This is a genomic window from Sporosarcina luteola (assembly GCF_023715245.1).
Taxonomy (GTDB): Bacteria; Bacillota; Bacilli; order Bacillales_A; family Planococcaceae; genus Sporosarcina; species Sporosarcina luteola_C.
The window spans coordinates 76,428-102,910 of record NZ_JAMBNV010000001.1 but is presented as its reverse complement, the minus strand read 5'-3'; the positions used below and the strand labels follow the sequence as shown (position 1 = coordinate 102,910).

At 44.7% G+C, this 26,483-nt stretch carries 30 protein-coding genes, 1 pseudogene and 1 riboswitch; of the genes and pseudogenes, 10 read left to right on the top strand and 21 right to left on the bottom strand.

Annotation, left to right across the window (positions count from 1 at the left end; all coding sequences use genetic code 11):
* Window positions 1-37 precede the first annotated feature (37 nt).
* Window positions 38-1,336, bottom strand: a complete 1,299-nt coding sequence (locus M3152_RS00550) for an O-acetylhomoserine aminocarboxypropyltransferase/cysteine synthase family protein (RefSeq protein ID WP_251693080.1) — start codon at window positions 1,334-1,336, stop codon at window positions 38-40.
* Window positions 1,337-1,457: 121 nt separating this feature from the next.
* Window positions 1,458-1,573, bottom strand: a riboswitch (SAM riboswitch).
* A gap of 285 nt (window positions 1,574-1,858) precedes the next feature.
* Here M3152_RS00550 and M3152_RS00545 point away from each other — a divergent pair.
* Window positions 1,859-2,497 carry a glycerol-3-phosphate acyltransferase gene (locus M3152_RS00545; protein ID WP_251693078.1) on the top strand — a complete coding sequence of 213 codons (639 nt, stop codon included), beginning with the start codon at window positions 1,859-1,861 and terminating at the stop codon, window positions 2,495-2,497.
* 36 nt (window positions 2,498-2,533) lie between these two features.
* Here the strand turns inward: M3152_RS00545 and M3152_RS00540 are convergent, their stop codons facing one another.
* From M3152_RS00540 to M3152_RS00515, 6 genes and pseudogenes are all read right to left on the bottom strand, one after another.
* On the bottom strand, window positions 2,534-3,307 hold the full coding sequence (locus M3152_RS00540) for a sulfite exporter TauE/SafE family protein (RefSeq protein ID WP_251693076.1): 774 nt from the start codon (window positions 3,305-3,307) through the stop codon (window positions 2,534-2,536).
* Window positions 3,308-3,366: 59 nt separating this feature from the next.
* Window positions 3,367-3,594 carry a sulfurtransferase TusA family protein gene (locus M3152_RS00535; RefSeq protein ID WP_251693074.1) on the bottom strand — a complete coding sequence of 76 codons (228 nt, stop codon included), beginning with the start codon at window positions 3,592-3,594 and terminating at the stop codon, window positions 3,367-3,369.
* A 24-nt stretch (window positions 3,595-3,618) separates the two neighbouring features.
* Entirely contained in the window at window positions 3,619-4,731 is a 1,113-nt protein-coding gene (locus tag M3152_RS00530; protein WP_251695206.1) for an MBL fold metallo-hydrolase, read from the bottom strand.
* Between the two features lie 84 nt (window positions 4,732-4,815).
* Window positions 4,816-5,085 (bottom strand): annotated as a pseudogene (locus M3152_RS00525) (rhodanese-like domain-containing protein); the annotation flags it as partial.
* A 17-nt stretch (window positions 5,086-5,102) separates the two neighbouring features.
* A complete protein-coding gene (locus M3152_RS00520) occupies window positions 5,103-5,582 on the bottom strand; it encodes a DsrE/DsrF/DrsH-like family protein (RefSeq protein ID WP_285846855.1) in 480 nt (159 codons plus the stop codon).
* A gap of 76 nt (window positions 5,583-5,658) precedes the next feature.
* A complete protein-coding gene (locus M3152_RS00515) occupies window positions 5,659-5,922 on the bottom strand; it encodes a metal-sensitive transcriptional regulator (RefSeq protein WP_251693072.1) in 264 nt (87 codons plus the stop codon).
* A 245-nt stretch (window positions 5,923-6,167) separates the two neighbouring features.
* On the opposite strand from M3152_RS00515, the gene M3152_RS00510 reads away from it, so the two are divergent.
* Window positions 6,168-6,398 (top strand): DUF2187 family protein, encoded by a 231-nt coding sequence (locus M3152_RS00510; protein WP_251693070.1) that lies wholly within the window; start codon window positions 6,168-6,170, stop codon window positions 6,396-6,398.
* An 89-nt stretch (window positions 6,399-6,487) separates the two neighbouring features.
* On the opposite strand, the gene M3152_RS00505 is transcribed toward M3152_RS00510, so the two are convergent.
* Entirely contained in the window at window positions 6,488-7,465 is a 978-nt protein-coding gene (locus M3152_RS00505) for a YeiH family protein (protein WP_251695204.1), read from the bottom strand.
* Window positions 7,466-7,608: 143 nt separating this feature from the next.
* Here M3152_RS00505 and M3152_RS00500 point away from each other — a divergent pair, with 143 nt between their 5' ends.
* From M3152_RS00500 to M3152_RS00485, 4 genes are read left to right on the top strand one after another with little or no spacing between them, the layout of a single operon-like run.
* Window positions 7,609-8,505, top strand: coding sequence for a LysR family transcriptional regulator (locus tag M3152_RS00500; protein WP_251693068.1), 897 nt, complete (start codon window positions 7,609-7,611; stop codon window positions 8,503-8,505).
* Between the two features lie 56 nt (window positions 8,506-8,561).
* Complete coding sequence (locus M3152_RS00495; protein WP_251693066.1) at window positions 8,562-9,221, top strand: lysoplasmalogenase; 660 nt, start codon at window positions 8,562-8,564, stop codon at window positions 9,219-9,221.
* A 37-nt stretch (window positions 9,222-9,258) separates the two neighbouring features.
* Complete coding sequence (pepT, locus tag M3152_RS00490) at window positions 9,259-10,485, top strand: peptidase T (protein ID WP_251693064.1); 1,227 nt, start codon at window positions 9,259-9,261, stop codon at window positions 10,483-10,485.
* Window positions 10,486-10,497: 12 nt separating this feature from the next.
* Window positions 10,498-11,460, top strand: a complete 963-nt coding sequence (locus M3152_RS00485; RefSeq protein ID WP_251693062.1) for a DMT family transporter — start codon at window positions 10,498-10,500, stop codon at window positions 11,458-11,460.
* Between the two features lie 83 nt (window positions 11,461-11,543).
* Here the strand turns inward: M3152_RS00485 and M3152_RS00480 are convergent, their stop codons facing one another.
* The 8 genes from M3152_RS00480 to M3152_RS00445 form a co-directional block, all read right to left on the bottom strand.
* The gene (locus M3152_RS00480) at window positions 11,544-12,287 is read right to left on the bottom strand and encodes a hypothetical protein (RefSeq protein ID WP_251693060.1); all 744 of its coding nucleotides are present in this window, start codon (window positions 12,285-12,287) and stop codon (window positions 11,544-11,546) included.
* Window positions 12,287-12,775 carry an RNA polymerase sigma factor gene (locus M3152_RS00475; RefSeq protein ID WP_251693058.1) on the bottom strand — a complete coding sequence of 163 codons (489 nt, stop codon included), beginning with the start codon at window positions 12,773-12,775 and terminating at the stop codon, window positions 12,287-12,289. The genes M3152_RS00480 and M3152_RS00475 overlap by 1 nt, the downstream gene beginning before the upstream one ends.
* A gap of 123 nt (window positions 12,776-12,898) precedes the next feature.
* A complete protein-coding gene (locus tag M3152_RS00470; protein WP_251693056.1) occupies window positions 12,899-13,255 on the bottom strand; it encodes a Clp protease ClpB in 357 nt (118 codons plus the stop codon).
* A gap of 125 nt (window positions 13,256-13,380) precedes the next feature.
* Entirely contained in the window at window positions 13,381-14,493 is a 1,113-nt protein-coding gene (locus M3152_RS00465) for an ABC transporter substrate-binding protein (protein WP_251693054.1), read from the bottom strand.
* Window positions 14,490-15,278 (bottom strand): ABC transporter ATP-binding protein, encoded by a 789-nt coding sequence (locus M3152_RS00460; protein ID WP_251693052.1) that lies wholly within the window; start codon window positions 15,276-15,278, stop codon window positions 14,490-14,492. Before M3152_RS00460 ends, M3152_RS00465 begins: the two co-directional genes overlap by 4 nt.
* 4 nt (window positions 15,279-15,282) lie before the next feature.
* A complete protein-coding gene (locus tag M3152_RS00455; RefSeq protein ID WP_251693050.1) occupies window positions 15,283-16,104 on the bottom strand; it encodes an ABC transporter permease in 822 nt (273 codons plus the stop codon).
* Window positions 16,105-16,295: 191 nt separating this feature from the next.
* The gene (locus M3152_RS00450) at window positions 16,296-16,649 is read right to left on the bottom strand and encodes a rhodanese-like domain-containing protein (protein ID WP_251693049.1); all 354 of its coding nucleotides are present in this window, start codon (window positions 16,647-16,649) and stop codon (window positions 16,296-16,298) included.
* Between the two features lie 474 nt (window positions 16,650-17,123).
* A complete protein-coding gene (locus tag M3152_RS00445) occupies window positions 17,124-18,395 on the bottom strand; it encodes an acetyl-CoA hydrolase/transferase family protein (protein ID WP_251693046.1) in 1,272 nt (423 codons plus the stop codon).
* Window positions 18,396-18,651: 256 nt separating this feature from the next.
* On the opposite strand from M3152_RS00445, the gene M3152_RS00440 reads away from it, so the two are divergent.
* The 3 genes from M3152_RS00440 to M3152_RS00430 all read left to right on the top strand — a co-directional run bounded on the left by M3152_RS00440 (window position 18,652) and on the right by M3152_RS00430 (window position 21,451).
* Window positions 18,652-19,200, top strand: coding sequence for a hypothetical protein (locus M3152_RS00440; protein ID WP_251693044.1), 549 nt, complete (start codon window positions 18,652-18,654; stop codon window positions 19,198-19,200).
* Window positions 19,201-19,310: 110 nt separating this feature from the next.
* Complete coding sequence (locus tag M3152_RS00435; RefSeq protein WP_251693042.1) at window positions 19,311-19,628, top strand: CHY zinc finger protein; 318 nt, start codon at window positions 19,311-19,313, stop codon at window positions 19,626-19,628.
* Between the two features lie 176 nt (window positions 19,629-19,804).
* Window positions 19,805-21,451, top strand: coding sequence for an SLC13 family permease (locus M3152_RS00430; RefSeq protein WP_251693040.1), 1,647 nt, complete (start codon window positions 19,805-19,807; stop codon window positions 21,449-21,451).
* 53 nt (window positions 21,452-21,504) lie between these two features.
* Here the strand turns inward: M3152_RS00430 and M3152_RS00425 are convergent, their stop codons facing one another.
* The 3 genes from M3152_RS00425 to M3152_RS00415 form a co-directional block, all read right to left on the bottom strand.
* Entirely contained in the window at window positions 21,505-22,692 is a 1,188-nt protein-coding gene (locus M3152_RS00425; protein ID WP_251693038.1) for an MFS transporter, read from the bottom strand.
* A 111-nt stretch (window positions 22,693-22,803) separates the two neighbouring features.
* A complete protein-coding gene (locus M3152_RS00420) occupies window positions 22,804-23,889 on the bottom strand; it encodes an AI-2E family transporter (RefSeq protein WP_251693036.1) in 1,086 nt (361 codons plus the stop codon).
* Window positions 23,890-23,989: 100 nt separating this feature from the next.
* Window positions 23,990-24,838, bottom strand: a complete 849-nt coding sequence (locus tag M3152_RS00415) for a VOC family protein (protein ID WP_251693034.1) — start codon at window positions 24,836-24,838, stop codon at window positions 23,990-23,992.
* 103 nt (window positions 24,839-24,941) lie between these two features.
* Here M3152_RS00415 and M3152_RS00410 point away from each other — a divergent pair, with 103 nt between their 5' ends.
* Window positions 24,942-25,274: a winged helix-turn-helix transcriptional regulator gene (locus tag M3152_RS00410; protein ID WP_251693032.1), complete on the top strand. Its 333-nt coding sequence runs from the start codon at window positions 24,942-24,944 to the stop codon at window positions 25,272-25,274.
* 40 nt (window positions 25,275-25,314) lie between these two features.
* Here M3152_RS00410 and M3152_RS00405 read toward each other — a convergent pair whose 3' ends face one another.
* Together M3152_RS00405 and M3152_RS00400 are read right to left on the bottom strand one after the other, a co-directional pair.
* Window positions 25,315-25,650, bottom strand: a complete 336-nt coding sequence (locus M3152_RS00405) for a L,D-transpeptidase (protein ID WP_251693030.1) — start codon at window positions 25,648-25,650, stop codon at window positions 25,315-25,317.
* 262 nt (window positions 25,651-25,912) lie between these two features.
* Window positions 25,913-26,440 (bottom strand): cysteine hydrolase family protein, encoded by a 528-nt coding sequence (locus M3152_RS00400; protein WP_251693029.1) that lies wholly within the window; start codon window positions 26,438-26,440, stop codon window positions 25,913-25,915.
* Window positions 26,441-26,483 lie beyond the last annotated feature (43 nt).

Here is a 26,483-nt window from a genome sequence, read left to right as displayed (position 1 = left end):
GACGGCTTTCGCAGCTAGATGTTAATCATAGCAATAGTTAGCGAACTGCGACAGGCGCCGCTTTCTCAATCGCCTGCTTAAGGTCCGCAATAATATCATCAGTAGACTCCAGTCCGACAGACAGACGGATCAATTCCTCTGGCGTTCCTGTCTTTTTCAAGTCCTCCGCAGACAATTGCTGGTGCGTCGTTGATGCAGGATGGATGATAAGCGATTTTGCATCCCCTACGTTCGCAACATGCGACCATAGCGTAATATTGTCAATCACTCTGCGTCCTGCGTCACGGCCACCTTTAATTCCGAAGACGATGATAGAACCAAACCCGTTCTTCAAATATTTCTTTGCATTTTCATGTGTTGGATGATCTTCAAGACCCGTGTACGTCACCCATTCCACAGACGGATGAGCCTGTAGGAATTCAGCGACTTTCACGGCATTTTCGTTATGGCGTGTCACACGCAAATGGAGCGTCTCCAGCCCTTGAAGGAAGTTGAATGCACTGTCCGGATCCAAGCAAGGCCCGAAGTCGCGGAGCAATTGGACGCGGAGCTTCGTCGCGAATGCAGCTCCCGCCGTGTCAATGCCGTATCGCAAGCCGTTGTACGTTTCATCCGGCTCCGTGAAGCCAGGGAACTTCCCTCTCGTCCAGTCGAATTTCCCTGCGTCGACTACGACGCCGCCGATAGTCGTTCCATGGCCGCCAATCCACTTCGTTGCGGAATGAATGACAACGTCAGCACCAAACTCGATTGGGTTCGATCCGTATGGGGATGCGAATGTGTTATCGATGAGGAATGGGATTTCATTTTCATGCGCAATGTTTGCGACCGCTTCGATATCGAGCACTTGAAGGCTAGGATTTCCGATCGTTTCAGCGAAAATCGCTTTCGTTTTATCTGTAATCGCAGCACGGAAGTTTTCAGGTTCGTCCGCGTCCACGAATTTCACATTGATACCGTAGCGTGGAAGCGTAACGGCGAATAGATTATACGTACCGCCGTAAAGATTGCCGGCAGCGACAATCTCGTCACCCGCACCCGCAATATTGAGAATGGAGAATGCGATTGCTGCCATTCCCGAAGACAGAGCAACTGCAGCAGTTCCACCTTCTAAGAGTGCTACCCTTTCTTCAAAGACAGCAACGGTAGGATTCGTAATTCTTGTATAAATATTGCCTGCTTCTTGCAAGCCGAATAAGTTTTGGGCATGTTCAGTATCACGGAATACGAATGCAGTAGTACGGTGGATTGGCACAGCACGGGAACCTGTAATTGGATCCGGTTTCTGCCCTCCGTGTAAGAGAAGAGTTTCTGGTTGAAGTGGTTTGTTTGTCATTGTCATTACCTCCAGTGGTTTTTTAAGATGAAAATGATGCAGTGCGGAGGCGTTGGGGGTTTTGGGAATAAAAAAATAACCCCTTTCGCTAAGAGAAGGGTTACGCTTTCGCTTATTCCTCCTCTTATCTTTCAGACCGTTTTCACGAATCTGTAGGAAGTAGCACCTTTGCAAGTTCATCACTTGCCGGTTGCCGGGCATCGCAGGGCCTAGTCCCTCCGCCGCTCTTGATAAGAGTTTGGTTATTCAGTTTTTCATCTTGTTGAACAGTATAGGAGACTATTTTTTAAAAGTCAAGGGGTGAATTTATTTTTTTCTGAAACTTGCGCTTTATCTTCGATGTTATAATAGTTGTAGAAGTCGGAATGACGGATTGATGAAGCGGGTGGATACTTTGAGCGCGGGAGTGGCTTCTTAGAGCGCGGATGCAGCCTTTTTGAACGCGCAGCCAGTTGCTTTGGACGCGATTCAGCCAAACTAGAACATCGGTGTATATGACTATATTATTTTTGGGGGATTCTTATGACGTTATGGATTATAGCTATCATAATTTGTGGATATTTGGTCGGCTGCCTTCATGGCTCGACAGTCGCTCGTTGGATTTCGGGGGTTAATTTGAAAGAAACCGGTGTTAAAAATGCCGGAGCGTCGAACGCGATGATCGTTCTTGGAAAACGGTATGGTGCGCTTGTTGCATTGATTGATATTGGCAAAGGCATCTTCGCGGTCATTGCTGTAAGGCTGCTAGCTGGACATTTCGGACTGCCTACGGAATACATCACTTTGTTATTATTCGCTGTCGGAGCTGCTGTTATATTCGGCCATAACTATCCGTTCCATATGAAGTTCAACGGGGGGAAAGGGACAGCAACAGTAATCGGTGTATTATTTGCGATTGACTGGCGGTTCGGACTTGCCGGGTTCATTCTATTCATTCTAGTGGCCATCATATCTGACATTCTTGTCTTTGGCGTTATCATGTTATACATCACTTTATTGGCCATGGCCGTTTGGTTAGATGGATATTGGCCAATAGTAATTGCAACCTTACTTTTCTTGATGGCAATCTGGAAGCATATCGAAAACTTGAAGCGGATTCGCAAAGGGACGGAGCCACGCATTCGCACATCATTCAAGAAAAAACAGAAGCACTCGGAATGAGGCTTCTGTTTTTTCGATGAGATTGCCTTTTATCAATCAAAAATCCAACCAGATCTTCACAGCGGTCCCTAAAATCAAAACTGCCAATATCCCCTGCAATACTTCCGTATTCATCTTCTGTCCTGCTTTTGCCCCGAGTGGCGCGGCGAGGATGCTCGCTACAATCATGACAGCTGCCGGACCGTAAAGCACCTGGTCTGTCACGATCTTCCCTACCGTCGAACCGATCGATGAAATGAATGTAATGGCGAGGGAAGTAGCAATCGTCATGCGTGTCGGGATTTTCAAAACGACAAGCATAATTGGAACTAAAATGAACGCGCCGGCAGCTCCAACAATTCCAGCTGCAATCCCTACGATGAAAGCGAGCACGGCTGCAAGCCATTTATTGAAAACAACCTGATCCGCCGGAATATCATCCAATCCTTTTTTCGGGATGAACATCATGATGGCCGCAATCGTTGCAAGAATTCCGTACACGAGGTTGATGCTTCCTTCAGAAATCAAATTGGAGCCGTAGCCCCCGATAAAGCTTCCGACCAAAATCGCGCTCCCCATGTAGATGATCAGCGTTTTATTGAGATATCCGCCTGTCCGATATACCCACAATCCGGATATCGTCGCGAAAAACACTTGGATTGCACTGATTCCTGAAACTTCGTGCGCAGAGAATGCTGCAATTCCAAGTAATGGCGGAATGTATAATAGCATCGGATATTTGATGATCGATCCGCCGATTCCGACCATTCCGGAAACGAAGGATCCTACAAATCCGATGAGGAAAATCGTTAGTAGAAATGTCATATCCATCGAGTATTTACCTCCTAAATCAGGAAAGGGTATCTACTCAGATACCCCCTACCCTACAATCAGCCTTTCTTAATCCAGAATGTGAAGACGCCTGCATCTTCTTTTTGATCAACCATTTCATGGCCGCTAGATTTTGCCCATGCTGTCATATCAGCGACTGAGCCTTTGTCAGTTGTGAAGATTTCCAGGATTTCACCCGTCTCCATTTCCTTCATCGTCTTTCTTGCACGTACAACCGGCATTGGGCATGCCAACCCTTTTGCATCTAATACTTTTGTTACGTTCATTTTCATCTTCTCCTTTTGGTTAAATTACCTTACTGCACAACGATTCGGTCCGATTTCCATTTCCCGCTGCGTTTCTTCGTTAGGATTGATTTTCCCCATATTCGTTTGACGGATTTCTTGGTACGCATTTGGTTGAGGAGGCAAGTTTCCTGTCACCAGTTGACGGAATTCCTGTTCATCCTCAATATTCAAGCCGTGGTTATTCGCGAACAGCGTTCCTAACTTTTCCGAAACGCTTCCATCTTCATTCAACTCTTCGATAATCATGAAGTGCGCGGGAAGTACGAGTAGATCTTCCGCTAACTCACGATAACGGCTATACAATGTATCTCGCAGATCGCCGACCCAATCTTCCGCCAATCCGGCGAGATCAGGACGACCGATCGAGTCGATGAATAAAATATCTCCTGACAGTAAATATGCATCGTCTACAATAAACGAGGTGGAGCCAATCGTGTGACCCGGTGAATAAAGCGCTTGAATATCGATTTTCGATGTCCCCACTGTAATCACACGGCCGCCTTCCAACGGTTCGTAATCAAACGTCACTTCTGTTGCGTCTTTCGGAGGCAGCCAGTACGTTCCGTTCACAGCTTCCGCAATTTGACGTCCGCCGGAAATATGGTCCGCATGCAGATGTGTATCGAGTACATTCGTAATCTTCACGTCTAATTGTTTTGCGAAATCAAGGAAGACATCGGTCATTCTTGTTGCATCCACAATGACCGCTTCTCCGTTCGACACAATCATATATGAAAGGCAGCCTTTTCCGATCCGGACGAATTGATAAATCGCGCCGCCATCCTTCAAGTCACCGACTTTCACCGGCTCCAGATGTTCGCTCCATGCTTTCATGCCGCCTTGCAAGTAGTGAACGTCACGACCTGCCTCAGCAAGCATTTCCGCGACAAAAATCGAAGAACCTTCCTTCGCACAGACGACAACAACCTCTTTATCAGTCGGAATTTGATCGAAGATTTCCTCTACGCCATCGAGTAAATCGAAATAAGGGCTATTCAAATAGTGAATGTTCTCCCCTTCAATTTTCCAATCCGCAAACGCATCTTCATTACGGACATCCAAAATGAAGAACTTTTCTTTATTAATCACTTTCTTTGCGACTTCTCCAGCTGTCATCGGTGTAACTGCACTGCCCTCCAAATTGCCCCCAGGGGTATTATTTTTTGTAAATAAATCCTCTGTCGGGCCTTCCCAAGCCAACATGCCGCCTGCCATATTAACTACTTTGTATCCGTAACTTTCAAGGAAGTTCGTCGCCTGTCCGCTACGTCCTCCCGACCGGCAAACCATTGTGTATTCTTTTGTTTTATCCAATTCATTCATACGGAACTCCAATAATCCAAGGGGGATATTAATGGAACCAGGAATTTTTCCTTCAGCGACTTCATCCACTTCACGGACATCTATAAGAGTAAGCGGCTGTCTCGCGGATAGTTTTGCTTCGATTTCTTTTGCTGTTACTTCATTCATTGTTATTTCCTCCTTTTTTAAATAAATAAATTCACATTTCCATCTTGCGCATCAGCCAAATAAGCAGCTACGCCCGCATAATTGATGCCTTCCAGCAACTCTGCTTGATCAAGACCTAATAAATCCATCGTCATTGTACAAGCGACAAGTTTAATGTCTTGTTCCTGCGCCAACTCAATCAATTGGGGAAGCGTCATCGCATTGTGCTTTTTCATGACATGCTTAATCAATTTAGGTCCCATTCCAGCCATATTCATTTTTGAAATGCCCATCTTATCTGCGCCACGCGGCATCATTTTCCCGAACATTTTTTCCAAAAACCCTTTCTTCACTGGAACGTGATCCTCTTTGCGAAGTGCATTCAACCCCCAAAACGTATGGAAAATCGTCACTTCATGGTCATAAGCCGCAGCCCCATTCGCAATGATATAGGCAGCCATCGCTTTATCGTAGTCACCACTGAACAAAACAATGGTCGTCTTTTTCTTTTCCGACAATCTCAATCATCCTTTCTTTTCAAAATACCACTACCCCTAGGGGTATATTAAACCGATAAAAGAAAAGAGTCAACTGTTAGCGACTCTTTACTAGGAGATTAACTGCTTCTTTTACAATCTCCTCTTGAGACATCGAATTATTTTCATCAACGTTCTGCATGCATGAAATAATATTTGAGCTGACAATGACGCCTATCGTACGGTCAATCGCTGAACGGGAAGCTGACAATTGAGTGACGACTTCTTTACAGTCTTTTCCTTCTTCAATCATCCGTAAAATTCCTTTGATTTGGCCTTCAATCCTTTTTAATCGGTTTACGATTTTATCATCGTAATGCACGTACCTTCAGCTCCTTTATCGTTTGTTACAACTCTGATTCTATACCCCTCTAGGTATAATGTCAAGCAGCAGCTGGGCATAAACGATTCAGAGTTCTGCAAAGTTCGACAATTTATGGTATACTAGTTATAGACAACTTGATAGGGATCGGTTTCAACTAGTTGTTTTCCATCATGATTTCAATTGCTTAGGATGCACCTAAGCAGTTTTTCATTAGGGGATTATGATGAGAATAAACAGTAGGAGTGATTCGTTTGGCATTTCCACGCAGGGAGAAACCTGTTTCAGATTTTGTCGCAGCTCGTCATATCGATGAGGAGATTTCATTCGTTCGCAATGATTTTGAGGTGAACGGAACAATTCATAAGATTCTCGAAAACTCAGTCATCGTTAAAATTTCGGAGGACGACGCCGACCGTATTGGTGTCGCATCCAACCTCACCGTTGTTTCTCATAAGAACTACTCAGTTGGTTAATTTATATCTAAAAGGGCATCTCCGTCAGGGAGTGCCCTTTTTCTTTTGGTTTTCTATTTATTCTCCATCGGCAATTAAGCCCATGATTTTCAAATTATAAAATACACCAAAACAGACAAGCAGATTGATGTGATTGTCACTGCAATTAATGGTCTCATCGCGCGTTCACGCAGGTCTTTCATGCTCACGTTCAAGCCGAGTCCAACCATGGCGGCTGTCAATAGCCATGTCGTTGCAGTGCTGATTCCTGCCAGTACGCTTTCAGATATCGGAATCAAGTTGCCTAGCACATAGCTTCCGAATAAGCTCATCGCAATGAACCCGACGAGGAACCAAGGGAATTCAATTTTGTTCTGCCCCTCTTCTTCCCCTTTACTTTTACGTTTCATGAAATAAATGAAAATGAAGCATAACGGCACTAAGAGAAATACCCTGCCGAGTTTCGCAAGTAGCGCAAGCGCAAGTGCATCTTCCCCAGCGGGAGCTGCAGCAATTGCTACATGGGCTAATTCGTGGAGACTCATGCCCGACCAGATACCGTATTCTGTCGGGAGCAACGGCACTATCGGCCGTAATACTGTATAGCCGATGGCAAACACGGTACCGAGCATGGCGATGATGCCGACTCCGATTGCGGTGTCTTCATCCTTCGCTTTGATGATCGGCGCGACCGCCGCGATGGCTGCAGCCCCACAAACTCCCGTCCCGACTCCAAGCAGCATGGAGATGCTCTTATCCGCCTTCAGCCATTTGGCAAGAAGGACCATAAGCCCGATTGCAAATGCAATGACGAGCATATCACGCGCCAACAAGCCCAATCCATCGCGGAAGACGACATCGATATTTAATTTCAATCCGTATAATATAATCGCTAGCCTCAGCAGCTTTTTCGATGAAAATGTGATTCCGCCACGAAGAGCTTCAGGATAACCGAATAATTGCCGATACGCAACAGCTATGATGATGGCGCTCGCCAATTGTCCGATGTGATTGAATCCAGGTACTTTCGCTAATAAAAAACCTAAAAATGCAATAAAAAATGTGAATGCAATCCCGGAGATCCACATGCTTTTTTCATTCGTACTCTTCTTTTCAACCAATTGTACCACCTCCTGTCTAAGCCTAATATGCCCCATTACATAAGTAAAATAAATTATAATAATACCAATGATAAGGAAAATGATATGATTGAACGCAAGGAGTGATGGATATGGACCAACGACTTCAAGTATTCGTTACGGTAGCGGAAAAAGAAAGCTTTTCACGTGCTGCCGAAGAGCATCATATGACCCAGCCGGCAGTGAGCCAATATATCCGTCAATTTGAGGAACAGATTGGGGCAAGACTGCTGGAGCGTACGAATAAATACGTACGCCTCAACAAGGCCGGGGAAATCGTCTACCATCATGCGAAGGAAATTCTTGCTTTGTATACAAAAATGCAAAACCTTGTCGATGATCTGGCGAATAAGGCGAGCGGGCCATTGTCGATCGGTGCAAGTTATACATTCGGAGAATACGTGTTGCCACGCATTATCGCCACTTTGCAACAGACTTATCCCGATATCCAACCGACCGTAAAAATCGGCAATACGGCAACCGTTGCCGATCTCGTCGCAAGCCACCAGCTCGATATAGGCATTGTGGAAGGGAATTTCAATGCGGCAAGGCTCATTGTAGAGGATTTTGCTGAAGACGCCATGGTAATCGTCAGTTCTGTCGACCACCCGTTTGCAAATAGGAAGGAATCGCTCGAGTTGACGGATTTGGAGAAGGAGACTTGGATTGTACGTGAGCACGGCTCCGGTACTCGGGAAGCGATGGATATTTTATTCGAACAACACGGAATTTTACCGACGAAGCTCATGGATTTCAGCAGCACGCAGCCGATCAAGGAGTCGGTCGAGGCGGGTCTCGGAATCAGCCTGCTTTCCCATTGGTCGATTAAAAAAGAATTGAAAAACGGCGATTTGCGAGTGTTGGATGTGAAAGGACTCCCCCACCGCCGTCAATTTTCCATCGTGACAAATACACCGTTCCAAACGAAGGCACTCGAAGTTTTCATTGATATCCTAAGGACAAAAAAACTGTTGACGACACTTAAATAGAAGGACTTCCGCCTCCGACTATCGAAATGAAAAGGAGGAGAGGAGCTGTACATACAGTGAGGAAAATTCTATTGACAGCCATCGTCATAATGGGTGCCATATATATCTTTTTCATCCCGCCTGATCCAGTCGGTTTTAAAATTTTCATGAAGCTCATTCCGATGGCGCTCATTATCATGTTCGCTGTGATGACGCTGCCACTTGTGTCACAGACATATAAAAGAATCGTCATTGCTGGATTATGTGTCTGCATGATTGCAGATGGTGTCATCTATTGGTTCATGGCAGGGCTTATCACCTTTTTCATCGGGCATCTTTTTTACATCTTCGCTTTTAAGTCTGCTAGCCGTAAACGTGTACCGATATGGGCTGCGATTCTGCTTGTGCTTTATGGTGTCGTTATGGCCATCTGGATTGCAGGGTCCCAATTTGCCAATGGAGAAACCATTCTTGGATTGGCTATCCTCGCCTATATCGCGGTCATTTTGACAATGGGATGGATGGCGATCCGAACGAGAATGGTACTGGCCATTACTGGTGCGCTGCTCTTCATGTTCTCGGATTCCGTGCTCGCCATCGACCGATTCATCATCGATATTCCTTATCGGGAAGCCTTTGTCATGGTGACATACTATGCTGCACAGGTATTCATTGCCGCAAGCATTGGCAGCCGGGTCGTCAAGTATTCCGTGAATCGAAACAATCTGATAAGATAAAAGAAACTATGCTTTTCATTAACTGGAGGTATTTGGAATGAAGGAAAAACTGATCGAACGTCTAACTCGTTATGCAAAAATCGATACACAATCGGTTGCGAATAGCACATCCACACCATCCACACCTGGTCAATGGGATCTGCTGCACGTACTTGAAAAAGAACTTGCTGAAATTGGCATGGAAGAAATCTCTTTGGATGAAAACGGCTATTTATTCGCCACTTTACCGTCAACTACCGATAAAGATCTGCCGGTAATCGGATTTCTCGCTCATGTCGACACGGCGACCGACTACACTGGCAAAAACGTTAATCCACAGCGGATCGACAATTATGACGGCAGCGACATCCAGTTGAATGAACAGACGACAATGTCAGTCTCCAAATTCCCTGAGCTGAAAAATTATCTGGGTCATACACTCATCACAACAGATGGCACGACATTGTTAGGTGCCGACAATAAAGCCGGAATTGCTGAAATCATGACAGCGATGGAGTATTTGATTCAAAACCCGGAAATTAAACACGGTAAACTGCGTGTTGCTTTCACACCTGATGAAGAAATTGGGCGTGGACCGCATAAATTCGACGTAGAAGCATTCGGTGCAAAATATGCATATACGATGGATGGCGGACCGCTTGGCGAGCTTCAATATGAAAGCTTCAATGCGGCAGGTGCAAAAGTCACGTTCCACGGGACGAATGTGCATCCGGGTTCCGCAAAGGACAAGATGGTGAACTCCATTCTCATCGCGAACCAATTCCAAGCGGCAATGCCTGCTAATGAGATTCCACAAGTGACAGACGGTTATGAGGGGTTCGTTCATCTGATGGATGTTAATGGATCTGTCGAGAAGACCGAGTTGCACTATATTATCCGCTACTTTGACCGTGAAACGTTTGAAGCGCGGAAGCAATTGTTCGTCGACACAGCTGCTCAACTACAGAAAGAGCACGGCGACCATGTTGTTGAGCTTGAACTGAACGATCAATATTTCAATATGGGCGAGAAAATCGAGCCAGTCATGGAAATTGTCGATATCATTTCGGATGCATTCAAAGCGCTCGAGATCAAGCCTAATATCGTGCCTGTGCGTGGTGGTACGGACGGATCGCAGCTTTCCTACATGGGCATGCCGACGCCGAATATTTTCACAGGCGGAGAGAATTACCATGGAAAATATGAATATATTTCGGTCGACAATATGGAGAAGGCGACGAATGTCATCATCGAAGCTGTAAAGCTATTCGAAGAACGCGCATAAGGGGGCGTTGCTGTGAAAGCTATTTGGATTGGTATTTTATCATCTCTGTTTTTCGCGGTGACGTTTGTGTTAAACAGATCGATGGAGATTTCGGGAGGCAGCTGGTTATGGAGCGCCTCCCTCCGTTATTTCTTCATGGTTCCATTTTTGATTGCCATCGTGGCTTATCGTAAAGGGCTTCGGGATACAGGGAAGGCAATGGCTGCAAAGCCCCTTCCCTTTTTCGGCTGGAGCGTCGTGGCGTTCGTACTATTTTATGCCCCTTTGACCTTTTCTGCAGCGTATAGTCCTGGATGGCTGCTTGCGGGAACTTGGCAACTGACGATTGTCGCAGGCGTTCTGTTAGCGCCCTTTTTCACGATTGTCGTAAAGACCGGGAATAGTGATAGGAAGGTTAGGCAACGGATTCCATTGATCTCATTAGCCATTTCATTGATCATTTTGGTTGGCGTCGTCCTTATTCAAATCCCGAATGCGAACAGTGTCGATACGCGCACTTTATTGCTCGGCATCCTTCCCATTATCATTGCTGCGTTCGCTTATCCTTTGGGCAATCGGAAGATGATGGATTTATTGCAAGGAAGACTTGATACTTTTCAGAGGGTGTTAGCGATGACGTTGATGACGATTCCAGTTTGGATCGGATTTGCTGTTTACGCAATGTTGACTGTTGGACCGCCTTCCATGAATCAGATTATCCAGTCGTTAATTGTCGCGGTTAGCTCAGGCGTCATTGCAACGACGCTTTTCTTCATGGCGACAGACCTAGTCCAACATGACCAAGGCAAGCTCGCTGCAGTGGAAGCGACGCAATCGACAGAGCTCATTTTCGCGATGATAGGGGAAATGCTCATTTTACATATTGCATTGCCTGGTCCGCTTTCTATGATCGGTATATTGGTGATCATTATCGGTATGGGATTGCATAGCTATCAGACTTCCGTTGCAAAGAAAAAAATGTCCGTTGTTCAGTAACGGGTTCGGTTGAAGGAAAAAAACGCTCAGAAATGAGCGTTTTTTCATATGTTTTCTATCAGTGTAAAGGTTTGGATTCTTGATTACTTTACAAGTTTCAATAAAACAGAATTTTCTTCTTGCGTTACAAGAATGTCTTGTTGTTCAGAGTTGCCATCTATATATGTTACATTTACATTAATGATTACGTCGTCAGCTATTACATTATTGCCATCGTGAGGAATTGCAAGTGTATATTTATAGTTTTCCTGTTCATTATAGTTAACTATATAGGAACTACCGATTTCCCTTATACCGTCATATACACCTGAGCCAGGAACACTACGAATGTAATTAATCTTTTCCGATTCTAACCATTCCCTATCTCGAAACCTTTCTGCTGTAAATGTAACATCCTCGACGAACTTACCTTCGTTTAAGGTATACGTGATTGAGTCAATTTGTTCTCCTTCTATTTTGAGCATAACGTCTGTAAAAATTAAATTATCGCCATCGCCGCCTATACTCACAAGACCCATTCTATTTTCTGTCGCTAATTCAATAGCAGCTTGTTCAGATGTAATCGTCGTATCCAACTGATTCTCATCGTCACTCAATGCATAGGCCGTAATTGTAAAATTTGCAACCTGGAGCTCTCCATTCTTATTAAAGTAGGGAATACCCATCATAATCGCCAATAAGATTGCAAATACACTTGCTAACGGAATCCACCTTTTAAAATGTATCTGTCCCGATTTTCTTTTTCCGATATTCTCTCTTACACGATCTTCCATCGTTCTCGACATTTCGATAGAGGTAACAGCATCTTTAATCTTCTCATAATCCATCATTCATTCTCCTTTCGATATCTCTCCCGCAGAAGCTCTCTTCCCCGTTGTAATCGCTTTTTCACTGCTGATGTAGTAATAGTAAGGATTTTTGCTATTTCATCGACTTTATAGCCTTCCACATAATGAAGTAACAATACAACTTTATGTTTAGTTGGTAATCTCATAAGGTGATCAAGTAACCCATAATTTTCATCCTCTATACTATAGAGTTGCAAATCATTGATATCCATATGCTTACGAATAATATTGTATCTTCTCATATTCTTACAGCGATTCGTGGCAATCGTTATCAACCACGCCTTCTCATGTTCTGAATCATTGAAATTCGGAGATTTAGTTAGATAAGTTATAAAAGTGTCTTGTACGACATCCTCTGCATCTTTCTCATTGGACAACAGAACGAGACATATCCTGAACAGCATATTGCCGTATGTATCAACCATTCGCTCTACATCTAGTTCAGTCAACCAAACTACTTGTTGCAACGTTAATCAACCCCTTTCACTACTAACACACTTGAAGATGCTAAAAGGTGACATATTGTTGGAGATGATATAAAAGAAGTGCTTAGTTTATCGAAAAACTAAGCACTTTTTATTCACAGCAAGTCAGCGGTAGCGGTAGTTATGGTCATTCTGATACTTTAACCACTCATCGATTTCCGCTTTTATAAATCTTTTCTGCTCAGCGATTGTTAGATATGGGATGAATCGATACGTGTCATAGCTGCTAAGTTCCGCTCTTTCAGAATCATCCTTTAAAATAATGTCTTCTAATGCCTGTTCACTTGTTTGCAGATATTCAGCAAGTTGAGTTATTGTCATTAAATCAGCTGTTGAATTGATAGCTTGTGGATTGTTCTCTTGTTTAGTTGTTTTATTCGTTGCGCTACTGAGAATAAAAGCAGACAGTACGATTGATAATCCCAGGATGACAGTCCCTATTAGATACGTTGATTGTTTCAAATTGCGCCACCCAATATTTTACAACACTTGTATTTATTTTAACTGAATTGTGCGTTGATAAACAACAAAAAAAGGAGACGCCAATTCTTATGAATTGCATCCCCGTATTAGTGGACCTTTTTCTTTTATTTATAAGCACCAATAATCTCTACAGCTTCCTCTGCCAATGAAGTATCAACGGCTTTATCGAAATCGATATCACCGCGAATTGCACCGTTCGCTTTATATGTTTCGTATTGCTTCTTGATATCATCCACGAACATCCTACCATCCGGATCGAGCCCGGTGACATTCACTTTATCCCATAGCTCCGGATCTTTCAAAGCGGTATGCTTCACCATGATGTCCACGATTTCTTCCTTGCCTTCCCCTTTAAAGAACGCGTCGTTATAATCCCTGACGCCTTTCAAGTAGGCAGCCATGAAGCGGAGCGAAATTTCTTCCTCGCCCATGAATTTTGGCGAAGCGAGTACCATCGCAATCTGCGATTCAGGGGCATAATCGGTTGCATCTTTGAAACGGACGTGAAAGCCGTTCGCGACTCCTTGCGCAATAAGCGGTTCGATATTCAACGCAGCGTCGATTGTTCCTGCGTTAATCGCGCCAAGCATTGAACCGAAGTCCGCGATATTGACATATTCGACGTCATCTTCTGTCAATCCGGCATGTTTCAACATTTCCTCATAAATATATCCATCAATCGAGTTTCTGGAAGATACGCCAATCTTTTTCCCGCGGAAATCTGGATAATCTTTAATTTCATCTACCATATGGTTTCCGATGACGAAAGTAAAATACGATTTCCCTGGCATATTATGCCCTTTATCCGCAATGATCCGAACGTCGATGCCTTGCGCAATCGCGTTAAAGAATGAAGCGGTCGAGACGCCGCCCGCAATATCGACTTCACCCGCTGCAAGTGCCGGCAGCATGTCGTCGCTATTGGCAAAATCCGCAAATTCCACTTCAATATTGTAGTCCTCAAAATACCCTTTTTCCTTCGCAATATAGAACCCCGCACCGGAAGCCGCACCGTCTTCAGCAATCAACACTTTCACCCGTTTCTCAAGTGGCGCCAAATCTCCGGAAGGTGCCTCAGTGACTGGATCGCCAGGCGGTGTTTCCACTTTTGTCGGCGGAGCGGGCTCTTGTTTAGCGCATGCAGCAAGTACAAGCATGACAGCCAACATCATCATCCAACCATATTTGAACCCTTTCACTTTTTTTCCCCATTTCATTTGTTCTCTTTCCTGGACCGCTGTACTTCGTCTTGCAAATGTTTCCAAATATCGACAAACTGCGCTGCAAGTTTCGGGTCTTTCCGGATATCTTCCACTGTCCTAGGTCGTGGTGTGTCAATATTCACTTGCTGGATGATCTTCCCTGGTTGTGCACTCATAAGCAGAATTCGATCGCTCAGCAATAATGCTTCGTCAATACTATGTGTTATGAAGATCACTGTTTTTTTTGTTTCCGACCAGATAGATAACAATTCTTCTTGGAGGATGAACTTGTTCTGTTCATCCAACGCAGCGAACGGTTCATCCATAAGTAGGATTTCGGGATCATTTGCGAACGCACGGGCTATGCTTACCCGCTGTTTCATTCCCCCGGATAATTCCTTAGGGTAAAGATGTGAAAACGGGTCAAGTCCAGTCTTTTTTAAGTAATATTCCGTCCTCTCCCGAATGACGTCCTTCGGCATTTTCCGCATTTTCAACCCAAATGCAACATTCTCCTTCACAGTCAGCCAGGGGATGACGCCCCTCTCCTGGAACACCATCGATTGGAGAGGACGTCCTTCTTGTTCCGACCGAATTTCGAACTCACCGACACTCGGTTGTTCCAAACCCGCCAATATCCGCAATAAAGTCGTTTTGCCACAGCCGCTCGGTCCGACAATGCAGACAAATTCCCCTTCTCCTATTGAGAGGGAAATATCGTCGAGAGCTGTCACACTAGATTGCTTCTTGTAAAATGCCTTCGTCAGATTCCTAATTTCGATTTTCGCTTTCTTTCTCATCCACTCACCTCCAAGGTAACAACTTTTTCTGAAGACCGCGAAGCATCAAGGAAAAGAGATAGCCGAAAAAGGAGATGAGGATGAGTCCGACGTACATTTCCTGGAGCAGGAATGCTTTATAAGACGTCCAGATCAAATATCCGATACCCGATGTCGCCCCCATCATTTCTGCGGCGACAATCGTGAGCAATGCAATCGCCTGCCCCATCTGGATTCCTTCCAGCATGACCGGCAAAGCACCAGGCAAAGCAATTTTGAAAAAGAACTGCACTTTACCTGCTCCATAATTATTTGCAACATCCAAATAAATTCGGTCGATGTTCAAGACCCCAGCCGCCGTATTGATGACAACCGGGAAAAATACGCTTCCCGCAATCGTAACAACTTTCGACAAATCACCGATCCCAAATAGGATGATGATGATCGGCAGCAATGCAAGCGTCGGAATCGGCATGAGCGCCATGACGATCGGCTGAACAAAATGACGGATCGGGGAATAAAGACCCATCAGCAAACCGATGACAACCCCTGGTATGACACCCGCGAGGAACCCTGCAAAAATCCGGTACAACGAAACGCCGATATGGTCCGCCATCGCCCCGCTTGCAATCATTTTGACAAAGGTGCCTAAAATGGCGGATGGTGGCGGGAAAAATCGGATATCCATTATCCCCGTCCTTGACATCACTTCCCACAACAGCAACAGGAAGATTGGCGAAGCGATCGTCAATAGCTGCTTATATCGTTCCTTCGATTGTCTGTGCTTCCATTCCCGCTGTTCGATCTCATACGGATCGCGTCCAATAGTCGCCTTATCTTTTTTCAACGTTCACCACCTCTTCATAACAATAATATGTATACGCCTATGGGTTTGGTTGGGCAAATGGCGCGGTTTTTGGCGAATCGACAAGGTTTGGATAGGTGGGATGGGTGGTTTTGGGCGCGGGTTGGCTTGCTTTGGACGTCAAAAAGCATCTGCCGCGATTTCCGCAACAGATGCTTTCGTGTTTTACTAATTTATCCGCGCCAGGCGCTCATACCGCCTCTGACGTTCGTGACATTTGTGAATCCCGATTTTGTCAGGATATTTGCTGCTTGAGAACTTCGCATACCACTCTGGCAAATGACGACAATCTCTTTATTCTTATCAAGTTTATCCAACTTGGAATTCAACAAGTTCAAAGGGATATTGTTAAATTCATTAATATGGCGCCCTTTATATTCTGCCGGCGTACGGACATCGATGAATTGCTTTGACTTATCTTTCAACATTGGTTTCAATTCGTGCGTCGATATTGATTTTACGCCTTTTGCCGGCATCATGCGCCATGCAAAAAATGCGACGATTGCTATGATAATAATCCATTCCATCGGTTTTCACTCCTAAATTTTCGTGGCAAAGATAATAATGGTTTAGTTGCGTATCTGCGAACAATGAACCGTGTCCCAAGCATACCCTGCACAGTATTATTATTGCAATTTCAATATACCACCATGGGTATGGGGCGCGCAACAGTTTTGTTTATCACCACTTAGGAGAGACTTATCACCACTCAGACGGACATTATCACCGCTTAGGAGATGGTTATCACCACTCAGACGAGGTTTATCACCACTTGACCAATACTTCCCACTTCGTATGTAGTATTTTTACCCGCTTTCAACGACCTTGGAAGTGTTATCACCGACTTGAAACAGGTTATCACCGACTTGGATGACTTTATCACCGACTCTTGATGTGTTATCACCGATTCAGGGGAATTTATCACCGTTTGACTACAATTCAGCTTGAAATTCGTCCACTTCATCAAAAAAAGAGGAACCACACTAGGCTCCTCCCCTTACTTAATCGATAAAACCAAATTCTATAGCTTCCCTCATTAATTCTTCCCTAAACTTAGGATGTGCGATGCCAATCAATGCTTCCGCCCGTTCTGACAAGGACTTGCCATGCAATCTGGCAATCCCATACTCCGTTACAACATTGTCCACGTAGTTTTTTGAGGTTGTCACGACAGAGCTCGGCGCAAGATGAAGCTTGATTCTCGAAATCGTGTCATTTTTCGCCGTCGAATGCATACATACATACCCTTTGCCGTATTTCGACAATCGGACACCTCTAGCAAAATCAGCCTGGCCACCACTAGAAGAGTAATAACGGCCAGCAACGGTTTCCGATGCGCATTGCCCATACAAATCGACTTCTGTCGTTGCATTAATCGACACCATATGATCCTCTTTTGCAATTTCATATGCATCATTGACGACACTTACCGGCAGAAACTCCACTGATGGATTGTTATCGAGGAAATCATACAACCGCTGTGATCCGAAAGCGAATGTCGCAATGATTTTCCCTGTACGGGACGACTTTTTCATTCCATCCACCGCGCCCGACTCAACTAAATCAACAATGCCATCCGTCAGCATTTCCGTGTGTATGCCTAAATGCTTGCGGTCCTTGAGCATCTTCATGACAGCATTCGGTATGGCACCGATGCCGATCTGCAACGTATCGTCATCTTGGATATCATTTGTTATATACTCCGCGATTTTCAGATCTTTCTCCGTAATTACCGGTGATACCTCTTCAGTCAACGGCAAATCATTTTCAATGAATCCCGCAATTTGGCTAATGTGTATTTGATTCGCCCCGAAAGTGCGCGGCATGTGGCGATTCACTTCCAATACAAAAGGAACCTTGCCGATAAATTCAGCGGCATAATCAGCATTCGTGCCAAGCGAAAAATAGCCATGCTCATCCATCGGCGAAGCGACCGCCATGACCATCGGCTTCTTCGTCGTCTTTTGCAGCAATCTATACATTTCCTGAAACACATTTGGAATTAATTCGACATGCCCTGCCCAAAATGCTCTTCTCGTCGCTCCGCTCAGGAAGTACGAAATGTGGGAAAGATGTCCGGTCATTTTACCGTTTATATAATCACGCTCACGAAGTGCCAACATTTGATGCACTTTGACGTTATCCAATTTCTCATAATTTGCTTCAAGTACATCCAACAAACCGTGTGGCTCGCCATTTGAAAGAGGGATAATAATGTCAGTGTCCTTTTCAATTAATCCGATACATTCCAATGAATTTAATAGCTTTGTCATATGTCACACTTCCCTGCTGTTGTATTGCAATCAGTATAGTACAGACTGTAAGCCTACTCAACTTGTTGAAAAATGCGTCAATACTTATAATTGACGTATGACAAAATTATCGAGTGATCAAATTAGACAATTGAATAGCTATAGTGTTTGCGTAAATAACCCGCAACATCTCTTATTCACATTACAAGACCTTCTTGATAATGAAAAAACGGCGGATTGCATTCGAGCTGTGCAAACAGTGAGCGGAAGCCCGAATATGACGGTCGCTGCTTCTTTCTTTATGCGGCGTGTTGGAATGTTCATCAATATGCAGTTGTATAACGTGGCGGCCTATGACGAAATATGGGACGGGGATGCAGCGAAGATGTATTTTGGGGCAGTCGAAGAGTATGGAAATCGTACAGTAAGCACCTTTGTCGAAGAGAACGATTGGCGAGTGGTTGATGAAGATGAACATCGGGTTGCCATCCGGAAAATCTTGCTGCAAGCGGATAAAGTCATCCGTCAAATCCGGACAGTCACCTCCGTCTCTCCGCTGACTCTTTGGGAGAACATCTTCGGCTTTTTGCTGTGGCAGTACCATGTCATGTTGAGCAATCCTGGCACGAAAGAAAAAGCGCGGGCAGATATAAATTGCTTGAAAGATGACGAGATTTGGAAAGACATCGCCTCGCACTCTTTATTCGCAGCATTTTTAAAAGGAAACGAGCCGTGCGATTTGCTGAACACGACAGTTCGGACGACGTGCTGTTTCTCGAAAGATGTGCCGGGCTTAATGCAGTGTGGGTTTTGCCCGCTAAAATGAACGTTCACCTTACGCGGTAGGCTAGATAAGATTTATTAATGGAATAAAGGCCGCTGATTACGGTCCCAGGGTAAAAAGCTCCAATTTATTCATGTTGAGGAGGGGAATCAATGATTCATGTTTCGGGCAATGTCATCGATAGCGAAACGCGCTGTACGCACTACCATTCCGAGTTTGATATTATAGCGATTAAATTTTATTGCTGCGATACTTATTATCCTTGCTATCGGTGCCATGAAGAATCAGGTTGCGGCGACCATAAAGTTTGGCCGAAAGTGAAGTTTGGTATGCATGCAGTGCTATGTGGTAAATGCAAAAACGAATTGACGGTTGATCAATATAAGGATAGCGGATTTGGGTGTCCTTCTTGCGGGGCACAATTTAATCCAGGATGCGGGTTGCATTGGGAATTGTATTTCGAAAAGTGAAAAGTAAAATGAAATAGCCTGAGTGAGTTTCGCTTCTATTTAATTTTTCCCGAGAATACGCCTAATGTGCTAGCGACAATAATGAAGTTTATATGGTCTTGTTCCCCAAGTAGTTGAATAGTATACTCATAATGTACTGAAAAATTTTAACAATTACATAAAGGGGGAATTCGACAATGTTTTCATCGACATGGGACCGGTTGTGGCATATGCACGATCAGGTAAAAGACTTGTTCCGTTTCTTTTTCCGACCGGATTCGTCAGAGATGGCATCCGGCGGCGGAGGCGGTCAGAAGATTGGTGTCGGAAATGCAGGCGGGGGGCGAGATCCGCGGAGTTATTCACCAGCACAATTGACCGGATTGGCGTTAGGACCGCTATTATTCTTTATTACTCTCTTATTTTTCAAGCCTGAAGGATTATCATCTGAGGGTGTCGCCATTTTGGCGAGTACGTTGTGGATTGCAACGTGGTGGATTACGGAAGCAATTCCTATCCCCGTCACTTCGTTATTGCCGCTAGTCCTGTTCCCTTTGTCAGGTGGACTGGAAGTGAAGTCTACCGCTTCGGCTTATGGGGACGAAACGATCTTTTTATTCATGGGAGGCTTCATGATAGCGCTTGCGATGGAAAAATGGAATTTACATCGCCGGATTGCATTGACGATCATTTCCGCAATTGGAACGAATATGGATCGCATCGTCCTAGGCTTCATGGTCGCGACTGGATTCCTATCCATGTGGATTTCGAATACGGCGACGGCAATGATGATGGTGCCGATCGGGCTTGCAATCATCTACCAAATTTCAGATGCATTGAAGGATGACCCTTCCATCGATACGTCAAAAGAGAATTTCGGATTTGGCAAGGCGCTCATGTTGGGTATTGCTTATTCGGCTTCATTGGGCGGTATCGCGACATTAATCGGTACGCCGCCGAATACTTTGCTTGCGGGTGCAATCAATAAAATGTACGGCATCGAGCTGTCCTTTGCAAAGTGGATGATGTTCGGTGTACCGCTTGCTTGGAGTTTCATTTTAATCACGTGGGTCTACCTTGTGAAATTCGCATTTCCTTCAAAAATCAAAACCTTGCCTGGTGGACGTGGCATCATAGATAGTGAGAAAAAGAAATTGGGCAAAGCTTCTACGGAAGAGAAAATTGTTTTTACTATTTTTGTATTGGCTGCTTTCTCTTGGATTACACGGACATTCCTGCTCTCCAAGTTCATTGATGGGTTAAGTGATGGCGTCATCGCAATGGTATTTGCCATTCTGTTATTCATCATCCCATCGGTCAATAAGAAAGGCGACCATCTATTGGATTGGAATACGGCTGTTAAATTACCGTGGGGTATTCTCTTGCTTTTCGGAGGGGGCCTGGCAATCGCTTCCGGATTTGTCAGCTCGGAACTGTCCGTTTGGATTGGATCACAATTGTCGGGGTTGAGCGGCGTGCATATCCTCATCGTCATTCTCATCGTTACGACACTCGTCATCTTCTTGACGGAAATCACTTCCAACACTGCAACAGCATCCATGATGTATCCAATCATGGCATCACTTGCCGTCGCGTTAGGGTTCCATCCGTTTGCACTTATGATAGCTGCAGGTGTGGCCGCTTCTTGTGCGTTCATGCTGCCTGTAGCGACACCACCGAACGCCGTCGTTTTCGGTTCCGGCTATTTACGGATTCCCGATATGGCGAAGGCTGGGTTTGCACTAAATATCATTGGAATTGTCCTCGTGACAGCAGCGATCTATTTCTTGCTTCCGCTGCTATGGGGCATCGATTTAACAACCATTCCAGAATCATTCAAATGAATAAATTGAAAACAGGGCAAGCCATATTTCTACGGCTGCCCTGTTTTTATTCGTTACGCCCTCTTCGCTCGTCTATACCGAATCATTCCTACATAAACAATCGGCAAGATTGCCGTCAATACAATGAGCCCTACCCAACCGAACGATTCATATAGCGGGCTAAGCAATGTGCTGCCCATCGCTACGCCTATGTAATAAGAAACCAAATAGAGACTCGCTGCACTGCCCTTATGATGAGTCGCTTCCTTGCTGACAGATGCCGCCGTCAAAGAATGGGCCGTGAAAAATCCTAAACAGATGACACATAGACCGATAATGATCATAGTGAGCGATGAAAATGCTGTCATGCCAATGCCTAAGGCTAGTAATGCAACCCCTGCGAGCCTGACATTGCGGAGACCGAACTTCCCTGAAAGCCATCCTGCAAGCGGAGCCCCGACGACTCCGAACCCATACGCCAAGTATAAGTATGAAATCGCCTCAAGTGATAGAGAATACGGTGGATTAATCAGATGGAACGGTAAGTACGTCCACACACCTGTGAAAGACAATTGAAGAACGATGCCTAAGCCGAATACGATGAGCAAAGCAGGATTTTTGAGATGAAAAACAATCCCTTCGATATCTTTCGCAAAGGTCGTATCACTTGGCACGAAATTCCTTGATTTCGGCAACGCCAACAGCAGGATGACGAACAGCACCGTTCCGAAAATCGATAGTATGTATAAAGACATTTGCCAAGAAGCCTGTTCGGCAATAAAACCCGTCATGAAACGGCCGATCATGCCTCCCAAACTATTAAAAGATATGTAAAGCGCTGTTGCAATGTTCGTAAACTGCTTATGTATTTCCTCGCTGATATAGGCAAGTGCCGCGGCAGGTACACCAGCGAGTGCAAACCCTTGCACGAAGCGAAGAATGATGATGAGCAGGAATGAATCCGTGTTTGCGATAAGTAGAAATGGAATAGCCGATCCGATTAAGGAAAGGTAAATGTATACTTTCCGTCCGTTCCGATCCGAAAAGAAACCGAGGACAAGTAGTCCTGTAATTAACCCGATTGTCGTCATTGACATGGCAGTACTTGCATACGAAACCGATATGCCGAATTCTATTGTGAATAAAGGCAGGAGCGGTTGCATTGAATACATCGATGCGAAAATGAAAATAGAGGCGAACCCTAAGCCAAGTACAATTTTCCAAAATTGAAGATCCCTTACCGTATAGCCGTCATGCTGCATCATCCCACATCCAGTCGTCAGCCTAATAGATTGTATTATAACATTTTAAAATTGTAATCTGAAAGAAATGAAAATACCGGTATTGGATTTATCCAATACCGGCGTTTATTGTCATCCTTGTACATCCTTTGTAGCTGCATGTTTGATTTTTCTTCGTTGATCGTAAATATTGCGTACAATCACTTTTCCTACCGCATATACAGGCACACCAACGATAATGCCGACGAAACCGGCGATATTACCTGCTGCCAGGATGATTGTAATGACAGTTAGCGGGTGAATGTCGAGCGATTTGCCCATGACGTTCGGCGTGATAAGATTGCTGTCGATTTGCTGGGCTACGAGCGTCACGATCGCTACACCGATGACAAGTTTAGGCTTATCCATAAAAGCGATGATGAGAGCCGGCGCAACCGCAATCCATGGTCCGATGAAAGGAATCAAGTTCATGAATAGCGCAAAGATGGCTAGAAGCAATGCGTATTCAAGACCCAATATTAAATATCCGATGAAGATGAGAGTTGCCAGAATTGTACTGATCAGGAATTGTCCCTGAATGTAAGAACGTAGCACATTGTCAATATCGCTCAAGGTTTTTTTAACCCATTCACGCCGTTCCCCACTGAACAGGTCATAGATGATCGGTGCGAATTTTTCATGGTCCTTCAACATAAAGATGAAGAAAAACGGCACCAATACGAGCAGGAATATCGCTTGGAAGAAAGATTGTAAAAATTGGACAATCCATTTTCCAAAGTTCACAGCTATTGCCTGAATCGAATTTGTGGCACTGTCGATTGAACCTTGCAAGCTTGGAGGTAAATAATCTTCCAGATCCCCGAACATACTTCTCATATCATCGAATTTCTTCGACAAGGTTGGCGCGTTTTCGACAAGGTTATTCACCTGTCTCGTTACATGGGGTCCTATGATGGAAATGAAAATGGCTAGTATGATGACCAAGCCTGCCAAGATGATCAGAATACTTCCCCATCGCGGGATATTACGACTTTCCAGGAAACGCTGTATCGGTTCGGTCATGTAATAGAGCACTCCACCGAGCAACAACGGTAAAATAATCGCTTTTATAATAATGATGACCGGCGCAAATATGAAACTGATTTCCATGAAATATTTAATGATTAAGATGGCCAATAAAATGCCGACACCAACTTGGAACCAAAGCTTCTTTGTCAATTTCCCACGTCCTTTACCGTCTACGAAAGTATTTATTCAAGTATACGGTTTATTACGGTTGGTGTCGAAAAAAGTTTCACTAGTAGTGGTTTCGATTTTTTTATCGGTGAAGACGCAGAATGATTCCATTTCCAGAAGGATCTTCCGTCACAAATTGGCCCGCTCTTGGCTCCACACGAGCACCCAGTTCTTCAATTTTTCCGATTGCCGCAGCCAAAGTCGTTTCGTCAGGATATACAAGTGTGTAAGCTTGAAGTCCTGCGCTTTCTTCCGACGGTCGAGGCGCGCCTGCTCCATTCCACGTATTCAGTCCAAGATGATGGTGATAATTTCCCGTCGACATGAACAAGGCTTGCGGATAATGGGTGGCAACTCTGAAACCTAACGCTTCATAAAATGCTTGTGTCTCGGGAAGGCTTGCGACGTGGAGATGGACATGCCCCATGAGTGTTCCTTCGGGCAGACCATTCCATTCCTCATTCCCGCTTTCTTCAACAATTGCTCTTGCATCAAGCGGGTCCGTGCTCATCGCAACGAAATCATTTTGCCATTTCCAAGTTTCCGGTTCCCGATCACGGTAAATCTCTATTCCGTTTCCGTCAGGATCGGATAAGTATAGTGCTTCACTCACGAGATGATCTGAAGCCCCAAGGCGTACTTCGTTCTCTGAAAAATGCTTGATCGCTTTTCCGAGATCCGCTCGCGTCGGCAACAAAAGCGCGAAATGATATAGCCCTGTTCTTCTAGGCTCTTTCGGATGTATTTGCTCCGGCTGCTCCAATACGAGCAACGGATTTTTGCCATCGGCTGTTAAGATTACGTGATTATCATCCTTTTCCAACACGTCGAATCCGATAATTTCTGTATAGAAACTTGTCAATTTGTCCAGGTCAGTCACTTTTAAAACGACTTCCCCTGTGTATATATGTGGCGGGTGATGAAAATTCATTGTTTATTCCTCCCAGTAAGTTACTTACTTCATGTAACTAACTTTATATGCTATAATATAGTTTGTCAACAAATATAGATTTTATGTGAAAGGATTTTGGCATATGAATGAATTCGAGCTATGTCCACGCTTTGAAAAGACTGTCTCCATCTTGAGCCAGAGATGGACTGCGTTGATTTTATACCAACTCATGTCCGGTCCGCAGCGCTTTTGCACGATGACCGACAAATTGGGAGTGAGCGGAAAAACGTTGACGGAACGGCTAAAGGATTTGGAGCAGCGCGGGTTCGTCGTCCGCGAAGTATATCCCGAAACACCGGTGCGCATCGAGTATTCATTGACGGAGAAGGGAATGTCTTTGACGCCGATAATGAAAGAGATTGAAGAGTGGTCGAAGGAATGGGTTGAACTTGATTCCCCAACCACTACGAAATGAAGCCGATTGCACCCAAGCAACCGGCTTTTAGTCTATATTCTTATTTATGAATGACGACCGTCGTTCCTAACAGCACTTCCTTGGACAGCTCCAGGACATCTTTGTTATGCATCCGGATACAGCCGCGCGAGACGTTTTTCCCGATGGAAGAAGGATTATTTGTACCATGAATCCCGTAATGGGGTTTGGATAGCCCCATCCAATAAGCACCGAACGGACCGCCAGGATTCAGCTGTTTATTAATGATTGTAAATGTCCCGATCGGCGTAGACGACACAATCCTCCCAACGGCGATCGGATACTTTTTCAGCAATCGATCTCCATCAAATAGTTTTAACTCATGCTTTCCAACGGAGATATCAATCCAACGCACCATTGCCTTCCCACCTTCTTAAAAAAGGATTGTTTCTAATAAGATACGGTAAAGGATTTCGGCGGGCTGGGCGTGGGGGGATTTCTTTGGACGCAAAGCGGATCACTTTGGACGCATGGCGAGATTCTATGGACGCAGGGAGGCTTACATTGGACGGCAAGGGTTCTCTTTGGACGTGGGACCGCCCTTTTTGGGCGCGCCAAAAATTTAATTTAATTTAATCTAATCTAAAAACCGAGCGCAGAATAGCGATCGACATCCATTTTCATTCATTAAATTGAATATCACCTGCTTCCTTGACGCGCGCAAACCATTTCAGCACTCTATTATGATGATCAATGACCTGTCGGGCGGAAAGGCTCCCGGAATTCCATGTACTATGGGCATCCGCGACCAACGTGACATGATAGCCCATACTGAATGCCCTCCTGCACGTCGTATCTACGCAAATGTCCGTTTGAATACCTGCCAGAACAAGGTTTTCAACTTTTCGATGTTGTAGATGTTCTTCAAAATCTGTCTTGTGAAATGAATCCGGCGTGGTCTTTTGAATGATGGTGTCCTGTTCACCAGGTGCTAGTTCAGGATGTATCTCCCATCCGAAAGTTCCATTCTCCAACGGCTGCCCCATCCCTTCGTTATGTTGAATGAAAAATATTGGCGTTTCATTGGAACGGGCTTTTGCTATGAGATCTTTAATGTTTTGAATCAAGACTCCTCCTTGATAGACAGGATCCTCCTCCATGAACATTGCATTTTGAACATCAATTACGACAAGCGCCTTCTTCTTCATTGTCCCTTCCCCCTCTTAAAAGTTGAAATGTTTTACGCTCTCT